Origin of the sequence: Pseudomonas shahriarae (assembly GCF_014268455.2) — a bacterium.
Lineage (GTDB): Bacteria > Pseudomonadota > Gammaproteobacteria > Pseudomonadales > Pseudomonadaceae > Aquipseudomonas > Aquipseudomonas shahriarae.
Genome location: NZ_CP077085.1, coordinates 5,146,278 through 5,171,633 on the forward strand (window position 1 = coordinate 5,146,278; position 25,356 = coordinate 5,171,633).

At 62.7% G+C, this 25,356-nt stretch carries 19 protein-coding genes and 2 pseudogenes; 11 read left to right on the plus strand and 10 right to left on the minus strand.

Annotation, left to right across the window (positions count from 1 at the left end):
- Positions 1–2 precede the first annotated feature (2 nt).
- Genes HU773_RS22930 through HU773_RS22940 form a run of 3 tightly spaced genes read right to left on the minus strand, consistent with a single transcriptional unit; the run spans position 3 to position 3,899 of the window.
- Positions 3–203, minus strand: a complete 201-nt coding sequence (locus HU773_RS22930; protein ID WP_057438206.1) for a DUF1656 domain-containing protein — start codon at positions 201–203, stop codon at positions 3–5.
- On the minus strand, positions 193–2,376 hold the full coding sequence (locus tag HU773_RS22935) for an FUSC family protein (protein ID WP_057958520.1): 2,184 nt from the start codon (positions 2,374–2,376) through the stop codon (positions 193–195). Before HU773_RS22935 ends, HU773_RS22930 begins: the two co-directional genes overlap by 11 nt.
- Before the next feature lie 11 nt (positions 2,377–2,387).
- Entirely contained in the window at positions 2,388–3,899 is a 1,512-nt protein-coding gene (locus HU773_RS22940) for an efflux transporter outer membrane subunit (protein ID WP_186625899.1), read from the minus strand.
- Between the two features lie 181 nt (positions 3,900–4,080).
- On the opposite strand from HU773_RS22940, the gene HU773_RS22945 reads away from it, so the two are divergent.
- The 5 genes from HU773_RS22945 to HU773_RS22965 all read left to right on the plus strand — a co-directional run bounded on the left by HU773_RS22945 (position 4,081) and on the right by HU773_RS22965 (position 8,497).
- Positions 4,081–5,049 carry a LysR family transcriptional regulator gene (locus HU773_RS22945; protein WP_057958518.1) on the plus strand — a complete coding sequence of 323 codons (969 nt, stop codon included), beginning with the start codon at positions 4,081–4,083 and terminating at the stop codon, positions 5,047–5,049.
- Positions 5,050–5,183: 134 nt separating this feature from the next.
- The gene (locus HU773_RS22950; protein ID WP_057958517.1) at positions 5,184–6,158 is read left to right on the plus strand and encodes a 2-hydroxyacid dehydrogenase; all 975 of its coding nucleotides are present in this window, start codon (positions 5,184–5,186) and stop codon (positions 6,156–6,158) included.
- A 98-nt stretch (positions 6,159–6,256) separates the two neighbouring features.
- Positions 6,257–7,159: a chemotaxis protein CheV gene (locus HU773_RS22955; RefSeq protein WP_057438202.1), complete on the plus strand. Its 903-nt coding sequence runs from the start codon at positions 6,257–6,259 to the stop codon at positions 7,157–7,159.
- A 3-nt stretch (positions 7,160–7,162) separates the two neighbouring features.
- Positions 7,163–7,645 (plus strand): GNAT family N-acetyltransferase, encoded by a 483-nt coding sequence (locus tag HU773_RS22960; protein WP_057958516.1) that lies wholly within the window; start codon positions 7,163–7,165, stop codon positions 7,643–7,645.
- A 108-nt stretch (positions 7,646–7,753) separates the two neighbouring features.
- The gene (locus tag HU773_RS22965) at positions 7,754–8,497 is read left to right on the plus strand and encodes a YkgJ family cysteine cluster protein (protein ID WP_057958515.1); all 744 of its coding nucleotides are present in this window, start codon (positions 7,754–7,756) and stop codon (positions 8,495–8,497) included.
- 180 nt (positions 8,498–8,677) lie between these two features.
- Here the strand turns inward: HU773_RS22965 and HU773_RS27890 are convergent.
- The 4 genes and pseudogenes from HU773_RS27890 to HU773_RS22980 form a co-directional block, all read right to left on the minus strand.
- Positions 8,678–9,673, minus strand: a pseudogene (locus HU773_RS27890) (methyl-accepting chemotaxis protein); the annotation flags it as partial.
- Between the two features lie 297 nt (positions 9,674–9,970).
- A pseudogene (locus HU773_RS27895) lies at positions 9,971–10,252 on the minus strand (PAS domain-containing protein); the annotation flags it as partial.
- A gap of 97 nt (positions 10,253–10,349) precedes the next feature.
- Positions 10,350–11,561, minus strand: coding sequence for a transporter substrate-binding domain-containing protein (locus tag HU773_RS22975; protein WP_057958513.1), 1,212 nt, complete (start codon positions 11,559–11,561; stop codon positions 10,350–10,352).
- A gap of 135 nt (positions 11,562–11,696) precedes the next feature.
- Positions 11,697–11,930 (minus strand): hypothetical protein, encoded by a 234-nt coding sequence (locus HU773_RS22980; RefSeq protein ID WP_057438192.1) that lies wholly within the window; start codon positions 11,928–11,930, stop codon positions 11,697–11,699.
- 215 nt (positions 11,931–12,145) lie between these two features.
- Here HU773_RS22980 and HU773_RS22985 point away from each other — a divergent pair, with 215 nt between their 5' ends.
- The 6 genes from HU773_RS22985 to HU773_RS23010 all read left to right on the plus strand — a co-directional run bounded on the left by HU773_RS22985 (position 12,146) and on the right by HU773_RS23010 (position 21,659).
- Positions 12,146–13,312: an efflux RND transporter periplasmic adaptor subunit gene (locus HU773_RS22985; RefSeq protein ID WP_128592810.1), complete on the plus strand. Its 1,167-nt coding sequence runs from the start codon at positions 12,146–12,148 to the stop codon at positions 13,310–13,312.
- Entirely contained in the window at positions 13,309–16,404 is a 3,096-nt protein-coding gene (locus tag HU773_RS22990) for a multidrug efflux RND transporter permease subunit (protein WP_120734124.1), read from the plus strand. The genes HU773_RS22985 and HU773_RS22990 overlap by 4 nt, the downstream gene beginning before the upstream one ends.
- Positions 16,405–16,413: 9 nt before the next feature.
- Entirely contained in the window at positions 16,414–17,091 is a 678-nt protein-coding gene (locus HU773_RS22995) for a heavy metal response regulator transcription factor (RefSeq protein WP_057958510.1), read from the plus strand.
- Positions 17,081–18,445, plus strand: coding sequence for a heavy metal sensor histidine kinase (locus HU773_RS23000; RefSeq protein WP_186625278.1), 1,365 nt, complete (start codon positions 17,081–17,083; stop codon positions 18,443–18,445). Before HU773_RS22995 ends, HU773_RS23000 begins: the two co-directional genes overlap by 11 nt.
- A gap of 313 nt (positions 18,446–18,758) precedes the next feature.
- On the plus strand, positions 18,759–20,081 hold the full coding sequence (locus tag HU773_RS23005) for an OprD family porin (RefSeq protein ID WP_120734125.1): 1,323 nt from the start codon (positions 18,759–18,761) through the stop codon (positions 20,079–20,081).
- A gap of 84 nt (positions 20,082–20,165) precedes the next feature.
- Positions 20,166–21,659, plus strand: a complete 1,494-nt coding sequence (locus HU773_RS23010; protein WP_120734126.1) for a sensor domain-containing diguanylate cyclase — start codon at positions 20,166–20,168, stop codon at positions 21,657–21,659.
- Positions 21,660–21,805: 146 nt separating this feature from the next.
- On the opposite strand, the gene lpxC is transcribed toward HU773_RS23010, so the two are convergent.
- From lpxC to ftsA, 3 genes are all read right to left on the minus strand, one after another.
- Positions 21,806–22,717: a UDP-3-O-acyl-N-acetylglucosamine deacetylase gene (lpxC, locus tag HU773_RS23015; protein WP_029297841.1), complete on the minus strand. Its 912-nt coding sequence runs from the start codon at positions 22,715–22,717 to the stop codon at positions 21,806–21,808.
- Positions 22,718–22,829: 112 nt separating this feature from the next.
- The gene (ftsZ, locus tag HU773_RS23020) at positions 22,830–24,020 is read right to left on the minus strand and encodes a cell division protein FtsZ (protein WP_057444456.1); all 1,191 of its coding nucleotides are present in this window, start codon (positions 24,018–24,020) and stop codon (positions 22,830–22,832) included.
- A gap of 66 nt (positions 24,021–24,086) precedes the next feature.
- Positions 24,087–25,346 (minus strand): cell division protein FtsA, encoded by a 1,260-nt coding sequence (ftsA, locus tag HU773_RS23025; RefSeq protein ID WP_029297837.1) that lies wholly within the window; start codon positions 25,344–25,346, stop codon positions 24,087–24,089.
- Positions 25,347–25,356: the final 10 nt, after the last annotated feature.

The following is a 25,356-nucleotide window of genomic DNA, read 5'->3' on the forward strand; positions in this document are numbered from 1 at the left end:
TCTCAACGGTAGACAGTCAGCGCCATGGCGCCGAAAAGACAGGTGAACAGGCTCAGGCGCAGCAGCGCCGGGTGCCAGAAAAAACGGTACAAATCAAAGCCCGCCAGGAAGCGATCCAGGGCCCAGGCCAGTGCGGCGGCGATAAAAAACATCAGGGTCATGGTCGGCATATAGATGCCGTGGAACGCGATTTCACGAGGCATGGGCGACTCCGGAAGGCTTGAAGGCAGCCAGGGGCGATTGCGGGTCCAGCAGGGAGGTGCGGATAAAGTGCAGGTAGCTTTTCACCCGGCGCAGGGCCGAGGTGTCGAAGTGCGGGGCGAAGGGTTCGTCGGTGGCCTGCACGCGGCTGATGGCGTGATCGACCGCCACCAGGGCGCGCTCCAGGTTGCTCTGGCTCGGTTGCAAAAACAGCCGCACCAGCGAACGCCCCATGACCCGGATGGCCTGGCGCCAGGGCTGGGATTGAGCGTACGCCGGGTGCACCGGCAGAATCGCCTGTTCCTTGCGCAACTCAATGATCGCGTGACCGACTTCAAGCACCACAAACATCCAGCGCAACAGGTTGCGTTGCACCTGTGGCTGGCCGGCGGCCAGGCCATAGGCCTGGTGCAGCAGGTCGCGGGTGCGGCTTTCAAAACCCGAGGCCAGGCCCTTGAGCTTGCCGCTGATGGCATATACCACTTGCTCACGCAGGTCGCGCTCCAGGCGGCGCCACAGCCAAGGGCTGTTGGGCGGCAGGATAATCGCCCCCGCCGCGGCGCACACCAGCATGCCGATGATCATGGCGATGTAGTCGTTGATAAAGGTGTAGGGGTTGTAGATCGTCAAGTTGTCCGGCACCGAACCGGTACTGAAAAAGATCAGCAGGCCCAGGCCGACCCCGGCGTATTGCGGGCGCGACGAGAGGAACGCACCGAGCACGATCACCGGGGCGAGCATCACGCAGAGCAAGGGAAAGCCGTCGATCCAGGGAAACACGAAGAACATTTCGACAAAGCCCACCACGGCGCCGATCAGCGTCCCGCAGGCCATTTGGAAGGCCATGCGCTTGGGGTTCGGCGTGGCGGCCGACAGGCCCACGGTGGCTGCCGCGATCAGGGTCATGGTCGCGCCGCTGGGCCAGGCGGTGGCCACCCAGTAACTGCCCAGCACCAGCAGAATGAATGACGCGCGAATTCCCGACGCGGCACAGGCCAGCCAGTTGGTTTTCGGCGTGTAGGACTCGTCCCAGTGCTCCCGTGCGTGGCTGTGCTCGGCCAGGGAAGCATGGGTCTGCGCATAGTTGTGCAGGTCATCGACAAAGCGGTACAGCAGCTCGTAGGCAGTGTGGAAATCCAACTGCTCGGCATCGCTCGGGCTGCTCTCCTGGAACATCGCCCGCAGGCTGCGGACCTTGGCCGGCAGGCTCTCCTTGTAGGCCGTCAGTTGGCTCACCAGGCGCGCAGCATCGGGGCTGGTCAGGGCGCGCCCACTGAAGCCATCGAGCAGTTCGGCCAAGTCCTGCAGGCCGGGCTTGATCGCGGCCACCACATGGTCGGCGGCATCGCTGCGTAGGCGTTCGAGCAGCTGGTGCAGGGCGTTGAAGCGCGTGGTGATGCCCATGAACTCACTGTTCAAGCGACTCAAGCGACCATTGCGCCGGCGCATATGGGGGTCTTCGAATACGGTGACGCTGCGCAGCCCTTCCAGGCCCACGGCTTCGGCGATAAAGCGCACGTTGCTGCTTTCAAAACCTTCACGCTGGCTGCGCCCGCGCAGGCCATCGGTGACGAACAGCGCGAAGGTGCCGAAACGCTGGTACAAGGCGTTGCGCATGGCCGCACTGCTGGTTTGCGGCAGGATCGCGGCACTGACCAGGGTCGCACACAAAATCCCCAGGGAGATTTCCAGCACCCGCCAGACCGCCGCCATAAAGGCGCCGTCCGGGTGGGCGAGCGCCGGCAGGCCGACCATCGCCGCCGTATACCCGGCCAGCACAAAACCATAGGCGCGAAAGTTACGGTTACGGGTGGCACCGGCCGTGCACACGCCGACCCAGATCGCCAGCGCGCCAAGGAACAGCTCGGTGTTTTGCGCAAACAAGGCGATCAACAACACCATCACCGCCGACCCCGCCAGGGTGCCGAGGAAGCGGTAGAAGCTCTTGGCAAACACCTGGCCGCTTTGCGGTTGCATCACGATAAACACGGTGATCATCGCGGTACGCGGTTGCGGCAGTTCCAGGCGCATCGCCAGCCACAGGGTGAGAAACGCGGCGATCAGTACTTTGAAGATATACACCCAGGTCACGCCATCACTGCGCGCCCAGTCGAAAAAGCCACGGCGCCATTCCAGGGAATGCAGCCAACGCAGCGGTGCAGGCAAGGGAGTCATGGGGAACCTGATCAGTGATCGAACACGGCCAAAGCCGCCGGGGTATTGCTCGGGAGTGTCTTATCGGGTGCCGGAGCATCGCTGCCAGCACCCAGGCCACCGCCCAGGGCTGTCACCAGTTCGGCATGGGCGCTCAAGCGCGCGGCCTGGACCTGTTGCTCGACCTGCTGCTGGCGAAACAGCAGGGTCTGGGCATTGAGCACATTGAGGTAATCGGTCAGCCCGCGCTGATAGGCGATCATTGCGAGGTCATAGGTTTTCTGCGCCGAGGCCAGCGATTCGGCGGCGAAGGTTTGCTGCTTGGCCATGGATTCGCGGCGGATCAGTTGGTCGCTGATGCCCTTGAGTGCATTGACCAGGGTCTGGTTGTAGCGGGCCACGGCAATGTCGTAGCCGGCGCTGGCCTCGCCCAATTGCGCACGCAGGCGGCCACCGTCGAAGATCGGCGGGGTGATCGCCGGGCCGACGCTGTAGTTGAGTTTCTTGCCGGTGAGGAACTCCAGCATGCCGCCGCCGGTGGCGACGTAGCCGAGGCTGCCCACCAGGTCGACGTTGGGGTAGAAACCGGCGTGGGCCACGTCAATCCCCCGGGCCTGGGCCGCGACTTGCCAGCGGCTGGCGACCACGTCCGGGCGCTGGCCGAGCAATTGCGCGGGCAGTGCCGAGGGCAATTTCAGCGGCGCACCGAGGGCCAGGGTCGGCCGCTGCAAGGTTGCACCCTCCCCCGGCCCCTTGCCGGCCAAAGCCGCCAGTTGGTTGCGGGTCAGGGCGATCTCTTCGTCGAGGGCGTCCAGTTGCCGATGGGTTTCCGGCAACGGCGTCTGGGCCTGGCTGACTTCAAAGTGCGTGCCGATCCCGCCATCCAGGCGCTTTTGCGCCAGGTCGAGGATCTGCTGTTGCTGGGCCAGGGTGGCGGCGACGATATCGCGCTGGGCGTAATGCAGCGACAGCTGGATATAGGCGCGCACCACATTGTTCTGCAATTCCAACTGGGCCTGGCGTGCCTGGGCGACACGCCTATGCGCCAGGTCGACGGCGCGCTCGCTGGCATTGCGCTCGCGGCCCCACAGGTCGAGGGCGTAGCTCAGGCCCAGGGCAGCGTTGTTGTCCCAGGTGGTGGAATTGTCCAGCTTGCCGGGGCCGTAGAACTGATCGCTGGGCCAGTTGTGGCGCTTGAAGGTGGCATCCCCGTTGATCTGCACGGCCTCGGCCGACTCGGCCAACCCGGCCATGGCCCGGGCTTCACGCACCCGGGCGGCGGCTTCGGCCATGCTCGGGCTGCCTTGTACGGCGAGGTCGATCCACCGATTGAGTTGCGGGTCGCCATAGGCCTGCCACCACTGGCTGGTCGGCCAGTGGGCATCCCGGGCGGCGCTCTGGATCGCGTCGTCGGTGGCCAGGGTATTGGCGGCGAGGTGCTTGCCTTGGGGGGCAATTCCTCCGGTTCCGATGCAGCCGCTGATTGCTAACGATAAAGCCCAAACACTGAGAGTCTTCAGCTCTCTGCTGATGCGACGCGGCACTGCTGCGAATTCCTGAGGTGGTGTTGCGGGGACGGTGCGGCAATTCTAGGGGGCACGGGGAATGGCGATAAGGTGGGATTCCTGTGAATCTTTATTACCGTTCAGGCGATAATCCATTGGTCGGGCTCACTCGCCCCCGTAACTTCGTGTCACAATTTGCCATCTCCCTTGAGAGCACCCCATGGACACTTTGCAAAACATGCGCGCCTTCAGTTGTGTCGCCGAGGCCGGCAGCTTCACCGCCGCCGCCGTACAACTGGACACCACCACGGCCAACGTCTCGCGCGCGGTCTCCAATCTGGAAGCCCATCTGCAAACCCGCTTGCTCAACCGCACCACCCGCCGCATCGCCCTGACCGAGGCCGGCAAGCGCTATTTATTGCGCTGTGAGCAAATTCTCGCCTATGTCGAGGAAGCCGAGGCCGAAGCCAGCGACGCCCATGCACGCCCCGCCGGGCAGCTCAAAGTGCACACCATGACCGGCATCGGCCAGCATTTCGTGATCGACGCGATTGCCCGCTACCGCCGCACCCACCCCGACGTGACCTTCGACCTGACCCTGGCCAACCGCGTGCCCGACCTGCTGGACGAGGGCTACGACGTGTCCATCGTGCTCGCCAGCGAGCTGCCGGACTCGGGGTTTGTCTCCCAACGCCTGGGGATCACCTACAGCATCGTCTGTGCCTCGCCGGCCTACGTCAAAGCCAACGGCTGCGCGCAGCGGCCCAGTGACCTGCTCAACCATGCCTGCCTGCGCCTGGTCAGCCCGGTGATCCAACTGGACAAATGGGCCTTCAACGGCCCGGACGGCCAGGAAAGCGTGAGCATCAACAGCTCGCCGTTCCTGGTGAACTCCGCCGACGCGATGAAGACCGCGATCATCAGCGGCATGGGCGTCGGCCTGCTGCCGGTGTACGCGGCCATCGAAGGCCTGCGTAACGGCACCCTGGTACGGATGATGCCGAATTACCGCTCCCAGGAACTGAACCTGTACGCCATCTACCCGTCGCGCCAGTACCTGGATGCGAAGATCAAGACCTGGGTGGAATACCTGCGCGGCTCGCTGCCGGAGATCCTCGCGGCGCACCAGGCGGAACTGGTTGCGTATGAACTGAGTGGCAGTTTGGGTGGGGTGCGGCTGGGTAGCTGACCTGCCGTCATCGCAGGCAAGCCAGCCTCCCACATTTTGCCCTGTGCCCACAGAGGTCTAGCGGTGTCCTGACATTCGCAGCGAGGAATGTTAGCGTGCTTGGCATTCTTCCCTGTCGATGAGCCTCACTTGCGATGAAAAAGACTGTCCTCGCCTTCAGCCGTGTCACCCCCGCGATGATCGAACGCCTGCAACAGGACTTCGAGGTCATCGTCCCCAACCCCAAGCAGGGTGATATCAACGCGCAGTTCACTGAAGCCCTGCCCCACGCCCACGGCCTGATCGGCGTCGGCCGCAAGCTCGGGCGGGCGCAGCTCGAAGGGGCGAGCAAGCTGGAAGTGGTGTCCAGTGTCTCCGTGGGTTACGACAACTACGACGTGGACTACTTCAACGAACGCGGGGTCATGCTCACCAACACCCCCGATGTGCTGACCGAAAGCACCGCCGACCTGGCCTTCGCCCTGCTGATGAGCAGCGCCCGCCGCGTGGCCGAGCTGGACGCCTGGACCAAGGCCGGGCAGTGGAAAGCCAGCGTCGGCGCGCCGTTGTTTGGCTGTGATGTACACGGCAAGACCCTGGGTATCGTCGGCATGGGCAATATCGGCGCGGCCATCGCCCGCCGTGGGCGCCTGGGCTTCAATATGCCGATTATCTACAGCGGCAACAGCCGCAAGACCACGCTGGAACAGGAACTGGGCGCGCAGATGCGCAGCCTGGACCAGTTGCTGGCCGAGGCGGATTTTGTGTGCCTGGTGGTGCCGTTGAGTGAAAAGACCCAGCACCTGATCAGCCATCGCGAGTTGGGCCTGATGAAATCCAGCGCAATCCTGGTGAATATTTCCCGAGGCCCGGTGGTGGACGAGCCGGCACTGATCGAAGCCCTGCAAACCCAGCGCATTCGCGGCGCCGGGCTGGATGTGTATGAGCGCGAGCCCCTGGCCGAGTCGCCGCTGTTCCAACTGAGCAATGCAGTGACCTTGCCGCACATCGGGTCGGCCACCCATGAAACCCGTGAAGCCATGGCCAACCGTGCCCTGGACAACCTGCGCAGCGCCCTGCAGGGCCAGCGCCCGCAGGATCTGGTGAACCCGCAGGTGTGGAAAGGCTGATCGGCATTGTAGGAGCTGGCAAGCCAGCCCCTACAGTTTTTGGCGCGAACGTCGATAACCCGCTATAGATTGTTATCGCTGATCCACAGAAGGTTTTTATGTCCACCACCAAAGCCCGCGCAGATTCACTCTCGCTTCTGCTCTTTACCTTGCGCAGCGGCAAGCTGATGGCCATCAACCTGCTGAAAGTCAGCGAAATCATTCCCTGCCCGCCGCTGACCAAGCTGCCGGAGTCCCACCCGCACGTCAAAGGCATCGCCACCCTGCGTGGCGCGGCCTTGTCGGTGATCGACCTCAGCCGGGCGCTGGGCGAAATGCCCCTGCAAGACCCCGACGGCGGTTGCCTGATCGTCACTGATGTCAGCCGCTCCAAGCAGGGCCTGCATGTGCAGGCGGTGAGCCGGATCGTGCATTGCCTGACCACCGATATCCGTCCGCCGCCCTTTGGTTCCGGCGGTACGCGCTCGTTTATCACCGGCGTGACCCAGGTCGACGGGGTGCTGGTGCAGGTGCTGGACATCGAAAAAGTCATCCACGCCATCGCCCCCGCGCAGATCGAAGTGGCACCGACCGACCTGACCATGGAAGAAGCCGAAGTGCTCGGCCATGCGCGCATCCTGGTGGTGGACGACAGCCAGGTGGCCCTGCAGCAATCGGTGCACACCCTGCGCAACCTCGGCCTGACCTGCCACACCGCTCGCAGTGCCAAAGAGGCCATCGACGTGCTGCTGGAACTGCAAGGCAGCGCCGGGCAGATCAATGTGGTGGTGTCTGACATCGAAATGTCGGAAATGGACGGCTACGCCCTCACCCGCACCCTGCGCGAAACCCCGGACTTCCAGGATTTGTACGTGCTGTTGCACACCTCCCTGGACAGCGCGATGAACAGCGAAAAAGCCCGCCTGGCCGGTGCCGACTCGGTGCTGACCAAGTTCTCGTCACCCGAGCTGACCAAATGCCTGGTGGTTGCGGCCCAGACCGTGGCGCAAAAAGGCCTGTAAACCGTGACAGCGTATTACCAACTGCTGCGCCGCGACCTCACCACCAGCCTGCCCGCGCCGCAATGGCCGGCCGGCATCCGCCTGGACCATTACCGCGACGAACTGGCCACGGCGATTCATGCGGTGTTACGCATGACCCAGGAACAGGGCGGCGGCCATGTCGCCAACCTGGACACCTGGCAGCAGCAGTTCATCAGCAACGCAGAGTTCGACCCCAGGCTGTGCCTGGTGGTCAGCAACGCCGAAGGGATTCTTGGCGTGGCCCAATGCTGGACCAGTGCCTTTATCAAGAATCTCGCCATCCACCCCTGTGCCCAGGGCCAGGGGCTGGGTCGCGCCTTGTTGCTGCACAGCTTCCAGGTGTTCAAGCAACGCGGCGAGCCCTATGTGGACCTCAAGGTGCTGGAGAGCAATCTGCGCGCACGCCAGCTGTATGAAAGTGCGGGCATGGTGTTTGTGCTGCGCGACATGGTCAGCGACGACTGACCGGCACTGGCGCATAACTTGCTTCCAGAGTCTCTGAACGGCGGATAGAGGCAAAAACCCGTCACCGTCCAAGAGCGCCCTCTGACCTGGCCTGGTAGCAGATCTTCCATGAATACCCATTTTTCCTGCGTTGGTTGCGGCAAATGCTGCACCGACCATCATGTCCCCCTGACACTCGACGAAGCCCGCCAGTGGGCGGCGGACGGCGGCAATGTCATCGTCCTGGTGGAAGGCTTCCTGGGCAATGGCCTGGGCCTGCCGCTGCAACAACGCGAGCATGCCGAACGGCGTTCGGTGGTGGTGCCCAGCGGCACGACCGAGGCGTTTGTGGCCATTACTTTTGCCGCCTACAACGCGGGGCCCTGCCGGAATCTTGACGAAGACAACCGCTGCGGCATCTATGAGCGGCGGCCACTGGTCTGTCGTATCTACCCGATGGAGATCAACCCGCATATCCCGCTGAACCCGGCCGCCAAGGATTGCCCGCCGCACTCCTGGGAACAGGGCCCGGCGCTGATCGTCGGGGGTGAACTGGTGGACCCTGAACTGGCGGAGCTGATCCGCCGCTCACGCCAGGCCGACCGTGACGACGTGCAGACCAAGGAAGCGGTGTGCGCCCTGCTGGGGATTCGCACCACGGCGCTCAAGGGCGATGGCTTTACCGCGTATCTGCCGGATATGGGCGCGTTTGCCCAGGCCATTGAATTGGCGGTGGAACAACCGGCCATGGCCAATGAGTGGGTGTTTCATGTGTCCGGCATGGACATCGCCGAACAGTTGCTGGATGCCGGGGCACAGATCGCCACCGAGGTGCCGGCCAACTATGCGTTTATCTCGCTGCGCGCTGCCTGAGGCGCGTCAAATGGGGTTGGGGCTGTAGCTGTAGCTGTAGCTGTGGCGAGGGAGCTTGCTCCCGTTGGACTGCGTAGCAGTCCCATTTTAGGGCCGCTTCGCGCCCCAACGGGAGCAAGCTCCCTCGCCACAGGTGACTGATTGCCCTGCCCCCTCTCTGAACTGAAGGGCATCCACAACCTAGTGGCGTTTGCCCCAGAACTCTTCTGCCAGCCGCCGCAGATCTTCCGCCAGGGCCGCCACGTCGCCCGAGCTGAGCTGGCTCTGCTGACCGGCAGTGACGGTGGCTTCGCCGGCATTGCGGATGCCGACAATATTGCGATTGATGTCTTCGCTGACCGCGCTCTGTTCTTCCACTGCAGTGGCAATCTGCACACTCATGGCGGTGATCTGGTTGACCCGCTGGCTGATGCCATCCAGGGCCGATGCGGCGCGCTGGGCGTGATCGACGCTGGCTTCGACATGCTGGCTGCTCTGTTCCATGGCCATCACCGCATCCCGGGCGCCGCCCTGCAGGGTGCTGATCATGCGCTGGATTTCATTGGTCGATTGCTGGGTACGTTGTGCCAGGCCGCGCACTTCGTCGGCCACCACCGCAAAACCACGGCCCTGTTCGCCCGCTCGCGCTGCCTCGATGGCCGCGTTGAGGGCCAGCAGGTTGGTCTGCTCGGCAATCGCCCGGATCACCTCCAGCACACCGGAAATATCACCGCTATGGCTTTCCAATTGATGGATCACCGTGGTGGCCCTGGCCAGTTCCTGGGACAGACGCAGCACCGCATCGCGGCTTTCGTCCACTCGCTGATGACCTTCACGGGTCGCGCTGCCGGCCTGGTCGGCGGCTTTCGAAGCTTGCTGGGCATGGTTGGCGACTTGCGCCACGCTGGCCGCCATCTCGTGGATGGCGGTGGCCACCTGGTCGGTCTGGCTCTGCTGGCCCAGGGTGCTGCTGTGGCTGCTGTCCAGTTGCTCGACCAGGGCGGCGGCGTGCCCGGACAAACGCTGCGATGCATCGCCAATCCGGCCGACCACCGCGCCCACCTGGGCTTCAAGCATCTGCATGGCAAATTCGATTTGCCCCAGCTCATCCGCACGCCCGGTATAGATCGCCTGGCTGACGGGATTATCGGCGATCTGCCGCGCCCGCTCGCTCAGTTGCCGCAGGGGGCGCAACAACAGGTTGACGCCTAATATCCCCACCGCGCCCACCGCCGCCAGGCCCAGCACTTGCACCGCCCACGGATAGCTCGCCAAGCCGACCCCAGCCCCCCAGGTCAAGGCGCATGTCGCGCCGGTGACCAGCGACAACTTCAAGGGCATCTCCAGCACCGGCCGCATGCGCCGAGTGCCCGTGCGCAGACGGGCATACACGCGCTCCGCCGCCATCACCCGCCGCGCATCGGGCCGGGTCCGCACGGACTGGTACTCCACCGCCACGCCGTCGCGGGTGACCGGCGAGGCATAGGCACTGACCCAGTAGTGATCGCCGTTCTTGCAGCGATTCTTCACCATGCCCATCCACGAGCGACCGCTTTTGAGGGTCTGCCACATATGGGCAAAGGCCGCCGACGGCATGTCCGGATGGCGCAGCAGATTATGTGGCGCGCCCAGCAGCTCCTCGCGGCTGTAGCCGCTGACGTCGATAAAGTCCTGGTTGGCGTAGGTAATCGAACTGCCGAGGTCGGTGGTCGAGAGAATGTTGGCATCTTGGGCAATGTCCACATTTCGCCCCGTGACCGGGAGATTGATCTTCATGGAAAGCGCGCTCGGGGGTTATTGGGGGAGTCGGCAGGGGCACCGACTCTAAGCGCACCGGTTGAGCAAATACTGATCCAGCTCATGTTCCACGCATTTAGTTGCCCGGCGCCAGCGCCTGCGGCTCGTGGTACTCCTCAATCAGGGCGACACAGTCCAGCGCCACCCGTGCGCTGCGCGGCAACCTGCGCACGGCCAGTACGCTGCGGGCGGGCAAGCGGCTACGGGCGAAGTAGCCCAGGTACACCTCATTGACCAGAGCCAGATCATCCAGGTCGGCCAGCATCAAGGTGCATTTGACCACCCGATCCAACGACGAATGATGACGCTCCAACAGGTCGTGCAGGTTCTTCATCACCTGCTTCATCTGTGCGCCCGTCCCGCCTTTCACCGGATTGCCGCGAATATCCAACCCCGAGATACTGGAGATGTACAACGTGTCGCCGACCCGCACCGCCTCGGAAAAAGGCAGCGTCAGCTCGCTGGGGTAAAAGCGCGGCCCATCGCCCGGTTGCGCCGCTGCAATGTCGAGTTCCTCCCGCAGATACCCTCGCAGAATGCGCTGGTGCTCGCCGCTCTGCTTGAGCTGCTCCAGCGCCCGGTTAAGGTCACTGCGCAATTCACGATCGGACTTGCGCACGCCGATGGCCACGGCAGTGCCCATCTGTTGGCCGGTGACCGGCGGGCCGACGAAATCGAAAGGTTGCCCCTGCTCGGTGTCGAGCAGCTCCTGGCGAATTTCGGCTGTACCTTGCAGAGTCGCGTCAATATCACCGGCCACCAGGCTGCGGATCAACTGGTCATTGAGCCAGAAGCTCTTGATGATCACCCCGGCCGGCGCCCATTGCGCCAGGGCGAACGCTTCGCGATTGCTGCCGGTCAACACCCCCACGCGCTTGCCCTTGAGGGCGCGTACCGTGGGCATCAGCCCGGAATAACGGCGCGCCACCAAGTGCGTGGTCAGGGGGTACAAATCGTCGGTGAAGTCGATCAACTGCCGGCGTTGCGGGGTAGAAGCCATGCCCATGATTGCGTCGAAACGCCGGCTTTCAAGGGCTGCGATGCTATGGGTGAAGACTTGATCGACCCAGGTGCAGCGAACATCGAGTTGCGCGCACAAGGCATTGCCCAGTTCGATGTTCAAGCCGACCAACTGCCCTTGGGCGTTGCGGCTTTCATAGGGAGGAAACAGAGGGGAAATCGCGAAGCGGATCTCGCTGCGCGGCGCCGCGGCGGCCACCGGCCCTATCAGAAAGGCGCCCGACAGTAGCGCCCCAATGGATAAAACAAAGATCTTTGCCCAAGCCATGAAGACATCCCTTTCTTGAAAATCCCACTCCTTCACCCCGTGCTGCCAACCAGGCGCGGCGAAGGGGTATCGAGCAAGCTTTCAAGAAAAGGTCATGGGCCGACAAGGCGAAAAGTCAGCAATGGCTGTAGGCAGTCAGCGCTTGCCCATCGAACGACGGGTGCCGGGCGGCGCCATGCCGGGGGTCTTGGTGTGACCGTTCTTCGCGCCGTTTTTGTACCACGGCTGATTGCTGTCTTTCGCCCCGGCCAGCTCACCCGGCTTGAAGGGGAATTTGAACGCCGGGATCACCGGCTTGGCTTCACTGTCGAGGCTGTCTGGATCAGCGAGTTCGGCGCTTTCAACAGGCGGTTGTGTCGGGGAATTCATGGAAGCTCCGGAGCGTGCAAAAAATGACGCGGGCCCGACTTGCGGGCCACACTGGCGCGCAGTATACCTGCGCGCCCTGGTTCTTTAACCACTGCCCGTACGAATGGTCGACCTTTGCTGACAGCCCTGTCAGTTACCGGTCACTTTGCTGACCGGCTTTACAGGCTATAAAGAGCCTCCACTCCTCCCTTTCCCTGTCCGGACGCCGCGAGACCATGCCCATTCCACGCAAAACCACCGTGATTGTGCTCGCCGTCGTGGCCCTGGCGGTCGTGGCCTGGGTGGCGACCCGGCCGGCCAAGACCAAGCTGTCGGCTTCCAGCGCAATCCCGGTCCGGGTGGTCAGTGTCGCGCAGCAGGATATCCCACGGTTTGTCAGCGGTATCGGCTCGGTACTGTCGCTGCATAGCGTGGTGATCCGCCCGCAGGTCGACGGCATTCTCACCCAGTTGCTGGTCAAGGAGGGGCAACGGGTCAAGGCCGGCGACCTGCTGGCGAGCATTGATGACCGGGCGATCCGCGCCAGCCTTGACCAGGCCAAGGCCCAGTTGGGCGAAAGCCAGGCGCAGTTGCAGGTGGCACAAGTCAATCTCAAGCGCTACAAAGAGCTGAGCATCGACGACGGCGTGTCGAAGCAGACTTACGACCAGCAGCAAGCCCTGGTCAACCAGCTCAAGGCCACGGCCCTGGGTAACCAGGCGGCAATTGATGCGGCCCAGGTTCAGCTTTCCTACACACAGATTCGCTCCCCCGTCAGCGGTCGGGTGGGGATTCGCAATGTGGATGAAGGCAACTTCCTGCGTACCAGCGATGCCCAGGGCCTGTTCTCGGTGACGCAGATCGACCCGATCGCCGTGGAATTTTCCCTGCCGCAACAGATGCTGCCGACCCTGCAGGGCCTGATCGCCGCGCAACACCCGGCCAGTGTCGATGCGTTCCTCGGCGCCGACACCGACAGCCCGGCCGCCATCCTGCTCGGCGAAGGCCGCCTGAGCCTGATTGATAACCAGATCAGCGCCACCACCGGCACCATCCGCGCCAAGGCCGAATTCAGCAATGCCACGCAAAAACTGTGGCCGGGGCAACTGGTCACGGTGAAGATCCAGACCGCCCTCGACAAGGCGGCCCTGGTGGTGCCGCCGACCGTGGTCCAGCGCGGCCTGGACTCGCACTTCGTGTACCGCGTCAATGGCGACAAGGTGGACGTGGTGCCGGTGCACGTGACCTACCAGAACAGCGACCTGACGATTGTCACCGGTGTGCAGGCCGGTGATGTGCTGGTCAGCGACGGCCAGTCGCGCCTCAAGGCCGGTGCCCAGGTGGAGGTGCTCAAGGAGCCGCCGCAAGTGGTCCAGACCGCCCAAGCGCAGGCCCGGCCATGAAGGGTCGTGGCTCAGTATCGGCCTGGTGCGTCGACCATCCGGTCGCCACCCTGCTGCTGACCTTTGCCCTGGTGCTGCTGGGCTTGATCGCCTTTCCGCGCCTGCCCGTCGCGCCATTGCCGGAGGCGGAGTTCCCGACGATCCAGGTCACCGCCCAACTGCCCGGCGCCAGCCCCGACACCATGGCCTCGTCGGTGGCCACGCCCCTGGAAGTGCAATTCAGTGCCATCCCCGGCATGACCCAGATGACCTCTAGCAGCGCCCTGGGCTCCAGCCTGTTGACCCTGCAATTCACCCTCGACAAGAGCATCGACACCGCCGCCCAGGAAGTGCAGGCGGCGATCAACACGGCGGCCGGAAAGTTGCCCAGCGATATGCCCAACCTGCCGACCTGGCGCAAGGTCAACCCGGCGGACAGCCCGGTGCTGATCCTCAGTATCAGCTCCAACAATATGCCCGGCACCGAACTGAGCGACTACGTGGAAACCCTGCTGGCCCGGCAGATCAGCCAGATCGACGGCGTCGGCCAGATCAGCATCACCGGCCAGCAACGCCCGGCAATCCGGGTACAGGCCTCGCCGGACAAACTCGCCGCCATCGGCCTGACCCTGGCCGATATCCGCCTGGTGCTGCAGCAGTCGAGCCTGAACCTGGCCAAGGGCGCGCTGTATGGGCGCGACAGCGTATCGACGCTGTCGACCAACGATCAGCTGTTTCATCCTGAGGAATACGGCGAGCTGATTGTTTCCTACAAGGACGGCGCGCCGGTGCAGTTACGCGACGTGGCACGGGTGATCAACGGTTCGGAAAACGCCTACGTGCAGGCCTGGTCCGGTGATACGCCGGGGGTCAACCTGGTGATTTTCCGCCAGCCGGGGGCCAATATCGTCGACACCGTGGACCGCATTCAGGCCGAGCTGCCGCGCTTGCAGGCGATGCTGCCGGCGTCGGTGGAAGTCAGCTCGCTGTCGGATCGCACCAAGACCATTCGTGCCTCGCTGCATGAAGTGGAAATCACCCTGTTGATCGCGGTGTTGCTGGTGGTGGCGGTGATGGCGCTGTTCCTGCGCCAGTGGTCGGCAACCCTGATTGTCTCCAGTGTGCTGGGGGTGTCGCTGGTGGCCACTTTTGCCCTGATGTATGTGATGGGCTTCAGTTTGAACAACCTGACCCTGGTGGCCATCGTGATTGCCGTGGGTTTTGTGGTGGACGATGCGATTGTGGTGGTGGAGAACATCCACCGTCACCTTGAGGCGGGCCTGGACAAGCGCGAAGCGGCGATCAAGGGCGCCGGCGAGATCGGTTTTACCGTGGTGTCGATCAGCTTTTCGCTGGTGGCCGCGTTTATCCCGTTGCTGTTCATGGGCGGCGTGGTCGGGCGCCTGTTCAAGGAATTTGCCCTGACCGCGACCTCGACCATCCTGATTTCGGTGGTGGTGTCCCTGACCCTGGCGCCGATGCTGGCCGGGCAGTTTATGCGCGCCCCCGCCCACCCTCCCCACGACAAACCGGGCTTTGGCGAACGCCTGCTGGCCGGTTACGCGAGGAACCTGCGCCGGGCCCTGGCCCATCCGCGCACGATGCTCGGCATCTTCACTGTGACCCTGGGCCTGGCCGTGGCCGGCTACGTGTTTATCCCCAAGGGCTTTTTCCCGGTACAAGACACCGGTTTTATTCTTGGCACCAGCGAGGCAGCGGCCGATGTGTCCTACCCGGACATGGTGGCCAAGCACCAGGCCCTGGCCGAAATCATCAAGGCCGACCCGGCGGTGGAAAACTTCTCCCACTCGGTGGGTGTGACCGGCAGTAACCAGACCATCGCCAACGGCCGCTTCTGGATTGCCCTGAAGGATCGCGGTGATCGCGATGTGTCGGCCAGCCAGTTTATCGACCGGATCCGCGCCAAACTGGCCCGGGTACCGGGGATCGTGCTGTACCTGCGCGCCGGCCAGGACATCAACCTCAGCTCCGGGCCCAGCCGCAGCCAGTACCAGTACGTGCTCAAGAGCAACGACGGCGCGACCCTGAACACCTGGACCCAGCGCCTGACCGAAAAACTGCGCACCAACCCGGCCTTCCGCGATCTGTCCAACGACCTGCAACTGGGCGGCAGCATCACCCACATCAGCATCGACCGCCAGGCCGCCGCGCGATTCGGCCTGACCGCCACCGATGTCGACCAGGCGCTGTACGATGCGTTCGGCCAGCGCCAGGTCAATGAATTCCAGACCGAGACCAACCAGTACCAGGTGGTGCTGGAACTGGACAGCCAGCAACGGGGCAAGGCCGAGAGCCTGAACTACTTCTACCTGCGCTCGCCCCTCAGCGGCGAAATGGTGCCATTGTCGGCGCTGGCCAAGGTCGACCCGCCGACGGTCGGGCCGTTATCCATCAGCCACAACGGCATGTTCCCGGCGGCCAACCTGTCGTTCAACCTCGCGCCGGGCGTGGCCCTGGGCGACGCCGTGATCATGCTCGACCAGGCCAAGAACGAGATCGGCATGCCGAGCACCCTCATTGGCAATTTCCAGGGTGCGGCGCAGGCGTTCCAGAGTTCATTGGCCAGCCAGCCGTGGCTGATCCTCGCGGCGCTGGTGGCGGTCTATATCATCCTCGGCGTGCTGTATGAGAGCTTCGTGCATCCGCTGACCATCATCTCGACCCTGCCCTCGGCCGGCCTGGGTGCGTTGATCATGCTGTGGCTGCTGGGCCAGGATTTTTCCATCATGGCCTTGATCGGCCTGGTGCTATTGATCGGCATCGTCAAGAAAAACGGCATCCTGATGATCGACTTTGCCCTCGAAGCCCAACGGGTTCGTGGGCTGGCACCGGCGGATGCGATTTATGAAGCCTGTGTCACGCGTTTTCGACCGATCATCATGACCACCCTCGCCGCGCTGCTGGGCGCAGTCCCGCTGATGCTCGGCGCAGGCCCCGGCGCGGAGCTGCGCCAGCCCCTGGGCATCGCGGTGGTCGGCGGGTTGCTGGTGAGCCAGGCGCTGACGCTGTTCACCACGCCGGTCATATACTTGTACCTTGAGAAGCTGTTCCACAGACCCACTCCGGCCCTCGGGCTGGCGACCACACATTGAGGCGGGGTCATGCGTGTCCTGATTATTGAAGACGAAGAGAAAACCGCCGACTACCTGCATCGCGGGCTGACGGAACAAGGCTACACGGTGGACGTCGCCCGCGACGGCATCGAGGGCCTGCACCTGGCCCTGGAAAGCGACTATGCAGTAATCGTGCTCGATGTGATGCTGCCCGGCCTCGACGGGTTCGGCGTGCTGCGCGCACTGCGGGCGCGTAAACAAACCCCGGTGATCATGCTGACTGCCCGCGAGCGCGTGGAAGACCGCATTCGCGGCCTGCGCGAAGGCGCCGACGATTACCTGGGCAAGCCGTTTTCCTTTCTCGAACTGGTCGCCCGCCTGCAAGCCCTGACCCGCCGTAGCGGCGGGCATGAACCGGTGCAGGTGACCGTTGCCGACCTGTGGATCGACCTGATCAGCCGCAAGGCCAGCCGCGCCGGCCTGCGCCTGGACCTGACGGCCAAGGAGTTCTCGCTGCTCAGCGTCCTGGCGCGGCGCCAGGGCGAGATCCTGTCCAAGACGGCGATTGCGGAAATGGTCTGGGACATCAATTTCGACAGCGACGCCAATGTGGTCGAAGTGGCGATCAAGCGCCTGCGGGCCAAGCTCGACGGGCCCTTCGAGCACAAGCTGCTGCACACCATCCGTGGCATGGGCTATGTACTGGAGAACCGCAGTGTCGAGTAACTCGATTGCCCTGCGCCTGAGCGGCATGTTCACCCTGGTCGCGCTGGTGATTTTCCTGCTGATCGGCGGCGCGCTCTACCAGCAGGTGGACCGTGGCCTGGGCCTGTTGCCGGAGGCCGAACTGGATGCGCGCTACAGTGTGCTGGAATCGTCGATCACACGTTTCGGCACGCCGGATCACTGGGTGAAAATGACCAACAAACTCAAGCTGCTGGGCGAAGAGGATGCACGCATACGCTTCTGGGTAGTGAGCAGCGACCCGGCCTATGAGTACGGCAACCCGGACGCGCACCTTCGCGAGTTCGCCACCGGCCCCACGGGCAAGCGTGATTTATACCTGCCGGGGCATGCGTATCCGTTCAAGGTGCTGGTCAGCCAGTTCCCGGCCAAGGACCTGCGCCCGCCGCTGCGCTTTATGATCGCCATCGACACCGCCAACTTCCGCGCCACCCAGCACCATTTGCTGATGGCGTTGATCAGCCTGGCGTTTATCGGCGTGGTGCTGGCTTCGCTGCTGGGCTTCTGGGTCGCGCGCATCGGCCTCAAGCCGCTGATCAGGCTCTCGGACGAAGCGCAAAAACTGGCCCCGCCGAAACTGTCCGGGCGCTTGCAATTGTCGCCGCTGCCCCCGGAACTCAAGCAATTCGCCAATGCCTTCAACTCCACCCTGGAGCGGGTGGAAACCGCCTACTCGCGCCTGGAGTCGTTCAACGCCGACGTGGCCCACGAACTGCGCTCGCCACTGACCAACCTGATCGGCCAGACCCAGGTGGCGCTGACACGTGGCCGCTCGGCCGAGCATTACTTTGAAGTGCTGCAATCGAACCTGGAGGAGTTGGAGCGCCTGCGTTCGATCATCAATGACATGCTGTTCCTGGCCAGCGCCGACCAGGGCAGCAAAGCCACCAAGCTGGTTGAAAGCTCCCTGGCCGATGAGGTGGCGACCACCCTCGACTATCTGGACTTTATCCTTGAAGACGCCCAGGTGCAGGTCACGGTGGTCGGCGATGCCCAGGTGAGGATCGAAAAGGCCCATTTGCGCCGGGCCCTGATCAACCTGCTGAACAACGCCGTGCAGCACACCTCGCCGGGGCAAGTGATCGAGGTGCGGATTGAAACGCACGAGCAGCAGGTGCTGATTGGCGTGACCAACCCTGGAGAACGGATCGCCAGCGAGCATTTGCCACGGTTGTTCGAGCGTTTCTACCGCGTCGACGCCTCGCGCAGCAACAGCGGGGCCAATCATGGGTTGGGGTTGGCCATCGTCAAGGCGATTGCCTTGATGCATGGCGGGGAGGTGTTTGTGCGCAGTGAACACGGTGGCAACACCTTTGGTATCACCCTGCCGATCTGAATTTCAAAATCACTCCGACATAAGCCCATTCCCATAGAGGGTCTTCATCGTCTCGACTGTTGCGATTTGGGCAACAGTCATTATCTTGTTACACTCTGTACCGTACCGCTCGCCTGCGCCAATATGTCGCATCGACGAGCGAGACGGCAAAGACAGCCGACCCGCCCTGCCATTTCCCTCGACTTATTTCCAGGGCTCTACACTGGGAATCTGTCTTAAAGCCGCTGACTTCAGCGGCTTTTTTTTGCCGTAAAAAAGGCCAGGAACACCCCACAACATTGGCCGTTCAGACTGACCCAAAGGAGCTCCCCCGGTGAAAACCGCGCTGACATTCACCCCGTTATTCCTCGCGATTGCAGCAACTATCTCCCCTATCGCCCATGCCGCAGACACCCCTCCCACCGACGGATTCGTCGAAGGCTCCAGCCTCAATATCAACACCCGCAACTACTACATGAATCGTGACCGCCGCGACATTCACACCGACGACAGCAAAGAGTGGGGCCAAGGCTTCCTCGGGGTCTTCGAGTCCGGTTACACCCAGGGCACCGTGGGTTTCGGCCTGGATGTGCATGGCATGCTCGGCCTGAAACTGGACGGCGGCGGCGGTACCGACGGCTCCAGCATCCTGCCGTACGGCAGCGGCAACGGCAAAGCGCCGGGCTCGTTTTCCACCGGTGGCGGCACCTTGAAAATCCGCGCTCTGGATACCGAATTCAAAGCCGGCGATCTGTTCCTCAACAACCCGGTAATTGCCGGCGGCATGACCCGCATGCTGCCCGAGACCTTCCGTGGCGTCAGCCTGACCAACCACAGCCTCGACGGCTGGATGTTCGAAGGCGGCCAGGCCAGCTTTGCCAAGCTCTACAACCAGAGCGGCCACGGGCGCATCGGCACCAGCTATGGCGCGCTGCCCACGGGCCAGGACAGCCAGCATATGAACTGGGCAGGCGTGGCCTGGAGCGGTCTGCCAGGGCTGACCAGCAACCTGTACGCCTCCGAACTCAAGGACGTGTGGAACCAGTACTACTACGACCTGGACTACACCTACGCGGTCAATGACCTGGTCAGCCTCAACCCGGGCCTGCACTTCTACCATACCCAGGACACCGGCAATGCCTTGCTGGGGGATATCGACAACAACACCTACAGCCTGCATTTCACCGTGGGCGTGGGCAATCACAGCGTCATGGCCGCCTACCAGCGGGTCAACGGCAACACGCCGTTCGACTACATCGCCCAGGGCGACAGCGTGTACCTGGACAACTCCCAGCAATACTCGGACTTCAACGGCCCCAACGAGCGCTCGTGGAAGCTCAAGTACGCCTATGACTTCGCCGGGCTCGGCGTCCCTGGCCTGACGTCAGCGGTGTCGTACATCAGCGGCAAGACCGACCTGACCAAAGTCGACCCCAACAGCCGCGGCTACTCGGCCTGGTACAGCGCCGACGGCAAGAACGCCAAGCACTGGGAGCGGGATATCGACCTCAAGTACGTGGTGCAGGGCGGCAAGGCCAAGGACCTGGCGGTGCGCCTGCAATGGGCGACCAACCGGGGCAGCAATGGCTACTCGGCGGTGGACCGCGATGTGGATGAGTACCGGGTGATCGTCGACTACCCGATCAATGTGTTCTGACGGCCAATTATCTTTTTTGCCGATGAGCTAATTTCAGGCGCGCGGAACTAAACTGCCCTCATCGTCACCGCCGAAGTCCGTCCGATGAGTCAACGCCGCGCCCTTAACCTGCCTGCACGCCCGGAGCTTTTGCTGATTCTGGGCAGTGGCCTCACCGTCACCCTGATCCTGATCATCGTCGCCGTGCTGCTGATCCGCGAACATGCCAGCACGCTGCAGACCGCCCAACGGTCTACCAGCAATATCACCCAACTGATCAATGCCGATGTGCTGCGCAACGTCGAGCTCTATGACTTGGCACTGCACGGCCTGATTGAGGCGGCCGGCAAGGACTTGTCGGGACTGCCGGCGGATGTGCGGCATCAACTGCAATTCGACCAGTCCACCGCAGCCCCCTATAAAGGTGAAGTCCTGCTGCTGGACGCCCAGGGCGCGGTGCTTGCCGACTCGTCGACGCTGACCCCAACCCGACGTAACTTCGCCAACCGCGACTACTTCCAGGTCCATCAACAGAACCCCGAGGCCGGACTGTTTATCAGCCGCCCGTTCAAGATCCATTGTCAGTGCGAGCAGGTCTGGCGTATCGCCTTCAGCCGCCGCGTGACCGGGCCCGACGGCGAGTTTGCCGGGGTGGCCGTGGCGACCATGCGCCTGGCGTATTTCGACCAACTGTTCAGCAGCCTGACCATCGGCAACGGTAACACCATCAACCTGCTGAACAACCAGGGCATCCTGCTGGCCCAGCACCCCGTGCTCGAACAGGACATGATCGACAAGGACCTGAGTTCACTCCCCAACTTCAAGCGCATGCTGAAAGAAGGCAGCGGCAGCTTCCGGGCCATCTCTGCGATCAGCGGTACGCCACGGCTGTATACCTTTACCAATGTGGGGCGGTTGCCATTGATCGTGGTGGTGGCGTTGGCCAGCGACGATGTGTTCGCCGCCTGGCAGCGCGCCGCGTGGCTGACGGCAGGGGCCACCGGGGTGTTGTGTGTGGGCCTGCTGTGGCTGAGCTGGATGTTGCGCCTGGAGCTGCGGCGCCGCTATCGCGCCGAGAAGGTGCTGTCAGAACTGGCAGCCACGGACGGCCTGACCGGCCTGGCCAACCGCCGGACCCTCGACCAGCGCTTGGCTCTGGAATGGGAGCGCGCCCGCCGCTCGACCGAGCCCTTGTCTGTGCTGATGATCGACGTCGACCACTTCAAGGCCTTCAACGACCGCCATGGCCATCAGGGGGGGGATGAAGCCTTGCGCAGCGTGGCGCAGGTGATCGGCCGCCAAATCCGCCGCCCGGCCGATCTGGCGGCACGTTACGGCGGCGAAGAGTTTGCGGTGATCCTGCCGCATACCGATGCCAGCGGTGCCAGGACGATTGCCGAGCATATCCGCCAGGGGATCCAGCACTTGCCGCCGGTTGCCGGTGATAGCGAGCCTATTACGGTGAGTATCGGCCTGAGCACCTGGGACAAACGCAGCAGCGCGTCATTGGAGGAGTTGCTGCTCAGTGCTGACCGGGCATTGTATGAGGCGAAAAATAGCGGGCGTAACCGCGTCGTCGATGCGGCCCTGGTGAGGTAGTGGTTGCGTACCTATTGTGGCGAGGGAGCTTGTCACCGCAGGTCTGTTTTGCGCCTTGATTGAACATTGGCGGAGCCACAAACCACCGCCATAAAAAAAGGCCACCCGAAGGCAGCCTTTAAAAACTAAAGAAAGAGAGTTGTTACTTACACCGCCGCAACGGGACGCATGTAAGAGATCGGTGCGGTGCTGGCATCTTCGAAGGTCACGACTTCCCAAGCATCTTTCTGCTCAATCAACTTGCGCAGGAGCTGGTTGTTAAGTGCATGGCCCGACTTGAAGCCTTTGAACTCGCCTATCAGGCTATTGCCCAGCAGGTAGAGGTCACCAATTGCATCGAGGATCTTGTGCTTCACGAATTCGTCTTCATAGCGAAGGCCGTCTTCGTTCAGTACACCATCCGCGTCGACCACGATGGCGTTTTCAACGCTGCCGCCGAGTGCGAGGTTGTGCTTGCGCAGGTACTCGATGTCACTCATGAAACCAAAGGTACGGGCGCGGCTGACTTCTTTTACGAACGAAGTGCTGGAAAAATCCACGCTTGCACTTTGGGTGCGGTCACGGAATACCGGGTGATCGAAATCGATCTCAAAGCTCACTTTAAAGCCTTCGAACGGGACGAAGGTGGCGCGCTTGTCGCCGTCTTCTACTGTCACTTCCCGCAGAATGCGAATGAACTTCTTGGCTGCGTCCTGTTCTTCCAGGCCGGCAGATTGAATCAGGAATACGAAAGGTCCAGCGCTACCATCCATGATCGGGACTTCAGACGCGGAGAGCTCGACGTAGGCGTTATCGATGCCCAGGCCAGCCATGGCCGAGAGCAAGTGCTCCACCGTGTCCACTTTGACGTCACCGTTGACCAATGTGGTCGACATGGTGGTTTCGCCAACGTTTTCCGCGCGAGCAGGAATCTGCACCACAGGGTCCAGGTCGGCACGAACAAACACGATGCCGGTGTCGACAGGTGCGGGCTTGAGAGTCAGGTATACCTTCTCCCCGGAGTGCAGACCTACACCTGTGGCACGGATAATATTCTTCAGGGTGCGTTGTTTAATCATGGCTTGGACCGCTTCAGCGCAAATTGCGAACTGGTATCAACAAAGGCTGGCGATAATAGCAGACCAGACCTTTGCTGAACACCAATCACCTTCATAGCCCTGATACATTCCATTAATCGGCCTGACGACGCAGGAAAGCCGGGATGTCCAGATAGTCCAGATCATCTTGCGGATTCGGGCTACGGGACGCCGCAGCACCGGCCTGGGCCTGGTTGCGCATCACGGTCGGACGATCCAGATCACGGTAGTTCACCGACGGCAGTTCCTGACGAGCAGGTGCTGGAGCGGCGGCCGAGGCCTGGCTGGTGTGCACGGTATTGTCGATAACCTTCACCGGTTTCTCGATTTTAGCGCCCAGACCCGTGGCAACCACGGTCACATGCAGCTCGTCGCGCATGTCTGGATCGATAACGGTACCGACCTTGACCATCGCGTGCTCGGAAGCGAAGGCTTCGATGATGCTACCCACGTCGGAGTACTCACCCAGGGACAGGTCAGGACCGGCGGTGATGTTCACCAGGATGCCGCGTGCACCTTGCAGGTTCACGTCTTCGAGCAACGGGTTGCGGATGGCCGCTTCGGTCGCTTCACGTGCACGGTTAGGACCGCTGGCGCAGCCAGTGCCCATCATTGCCATGCCCATTTCGCTCATGACCGTGCGTACGTCGGCAAAGTCGACGTTGATCATGCCCGGACGCTTGATGATGTCGGAGATACCGCGAACGGCACCGGCCAGTACGTCATCGGCCTTGGCGAAAGCCGACAGCAGGCTGGCGTCTTTACCGAGGATGGTCAGCAGTTTCTCGTTGGGGATGGTGATCAACGAGTCAACGCTTTCAGACAGCAGACGGATACCTTCGTCGGCGATCTGCATACGCTTGCGGCCTTCGAACGGGAACGGACGGGTCACGACAGCGACCGTCAGGATCCCCATTTCCTTGGCTACTTCAGCAATGATTGGCGCCGCACCGGTACCGGTACCGCCGCCCATGCCGGTGGTGATGAACACCATGTTGGTGCCTTGCAGCACTTCGGCAATACGCTCGCGGTCTTCCAGGGCGGCTTGACGGCCGACTTCCGGATTGGCGCCAGCGCCCAGGCCCTTGGTCACGGCTGTGCCCAATTGCAGGATGGTCCGCGCGCCGATGCTCTTCAGCGCCTGGGCATCAGTGTTGGCGCAGATGAATTCAACGCCTTCAATGTTGCTCTTGACCATATGATTGACAGCGTTGCCGCCGCCACCGCCGACACCGATTACTTTAATAACCGGGCTTGCGGGGATGTTGTCTACGAGTTCGAACATTTTCCCTCTCCTTTCATTTCTCTAGTTTTTTCGCCTACTACTTTGAAACGGTGTTGCGGTAAATCTTTAGAAATTGCCTTTCACCCAAGCCTGCAGGCGCTCCAGCAACGGCGCTTTGGGCTCGTCACTGCTATAGCTTTCGCGGCTGCCAATGCCCGACAGGGAAATGCCGTCGGTCTGCTTTTGCAGGCCGTACAACAGCAAGCCCACACCGGTGGAATAAATCGGGTTGCGCACCACGTCGCCCAGGCCCTTGACGCCATGGGGCACGCCCAGGCGGACCGGCATGTGGAAGATTTCCTCGGCCAGTTCGACCGCGCCTTCCATCTTCGAGGTGCCACCGGTCAGCACGATGCCGGCCGGGATCAAATCTTCGTAGCCGCTGCGACGCAGTTCAGCCTGGATCAGGGTGAACAGTTCGTCGTAGCGCGGCTCGACCACTTCGGCCAGGGCCTGGCGCGACAGTTCACGCGGTGGACGGTCGCCCACGCTCGGCACCTTGATGGTCTCGCCGGCACCGGCCAGCTTGGCCAGGGCGCAGGCGTAGCGGATCTTGATTTCTTCGGCGTACTGGGTCGGTGTCCGCAGGGCCATGGCGATGTCGTTGGTCACCTGGTCGCCGGCAATCGGGATCACCGCGGTGTGACGGATCGCACCTTCGGTAAAGATCGCGATATCGGTGGTGCCGCCGCCGATGTCCACCAGGCACACGCCCAGCTCTTTTTCGTCGTCGGTCAGGACCGAGTAGGCCGAGGCCAACTGCTCAAGAATGATGTCGTCGATTTCCAGGCCGCAACGACGCACGCATTTTTCAATGTTCTGTGCGGCATTCACGGCGCAGGTCACCACGTGGACCTTGGCTTCCAGGCGGACGCCCGACATGCCCAGGGGCTCACGTACGCCTTCCTGGTTATCAATCACGTAGTCCTGCGGCAGGGTGTGCAGCACACGCTGGTCAGCCGGGATCGCCACGGCCTGGGCAGCGTCGAGGACGCGCTCAAGGTCGGCCGAGCTGACTTCACGGTCGCGGATCGCCACGATGCCGTGGGAGTTCAGGCTGCGGATGTGATTGCCCGCCACGCCGACGAATGCCGAGTGAATTCGGCAGCCCGCCATCAGTTGCGCTTCTTCGATAGCGCGCTGGATCGACTGCACGGTGGATTCGATGTTGACCACCACGCCCTTCTTCAGGCCCCGGGACGGATGCGTGCCGATTCCGACGATTTCCAGCGTGCCGTCGTCCGCGACCTCGCCTACCAGCGCCACCACCTTGGAGGTGCCGATATCGAGACCGACGATCATTTTGCCGCTTTGCACGTTTGCCATGGGTCCTGCC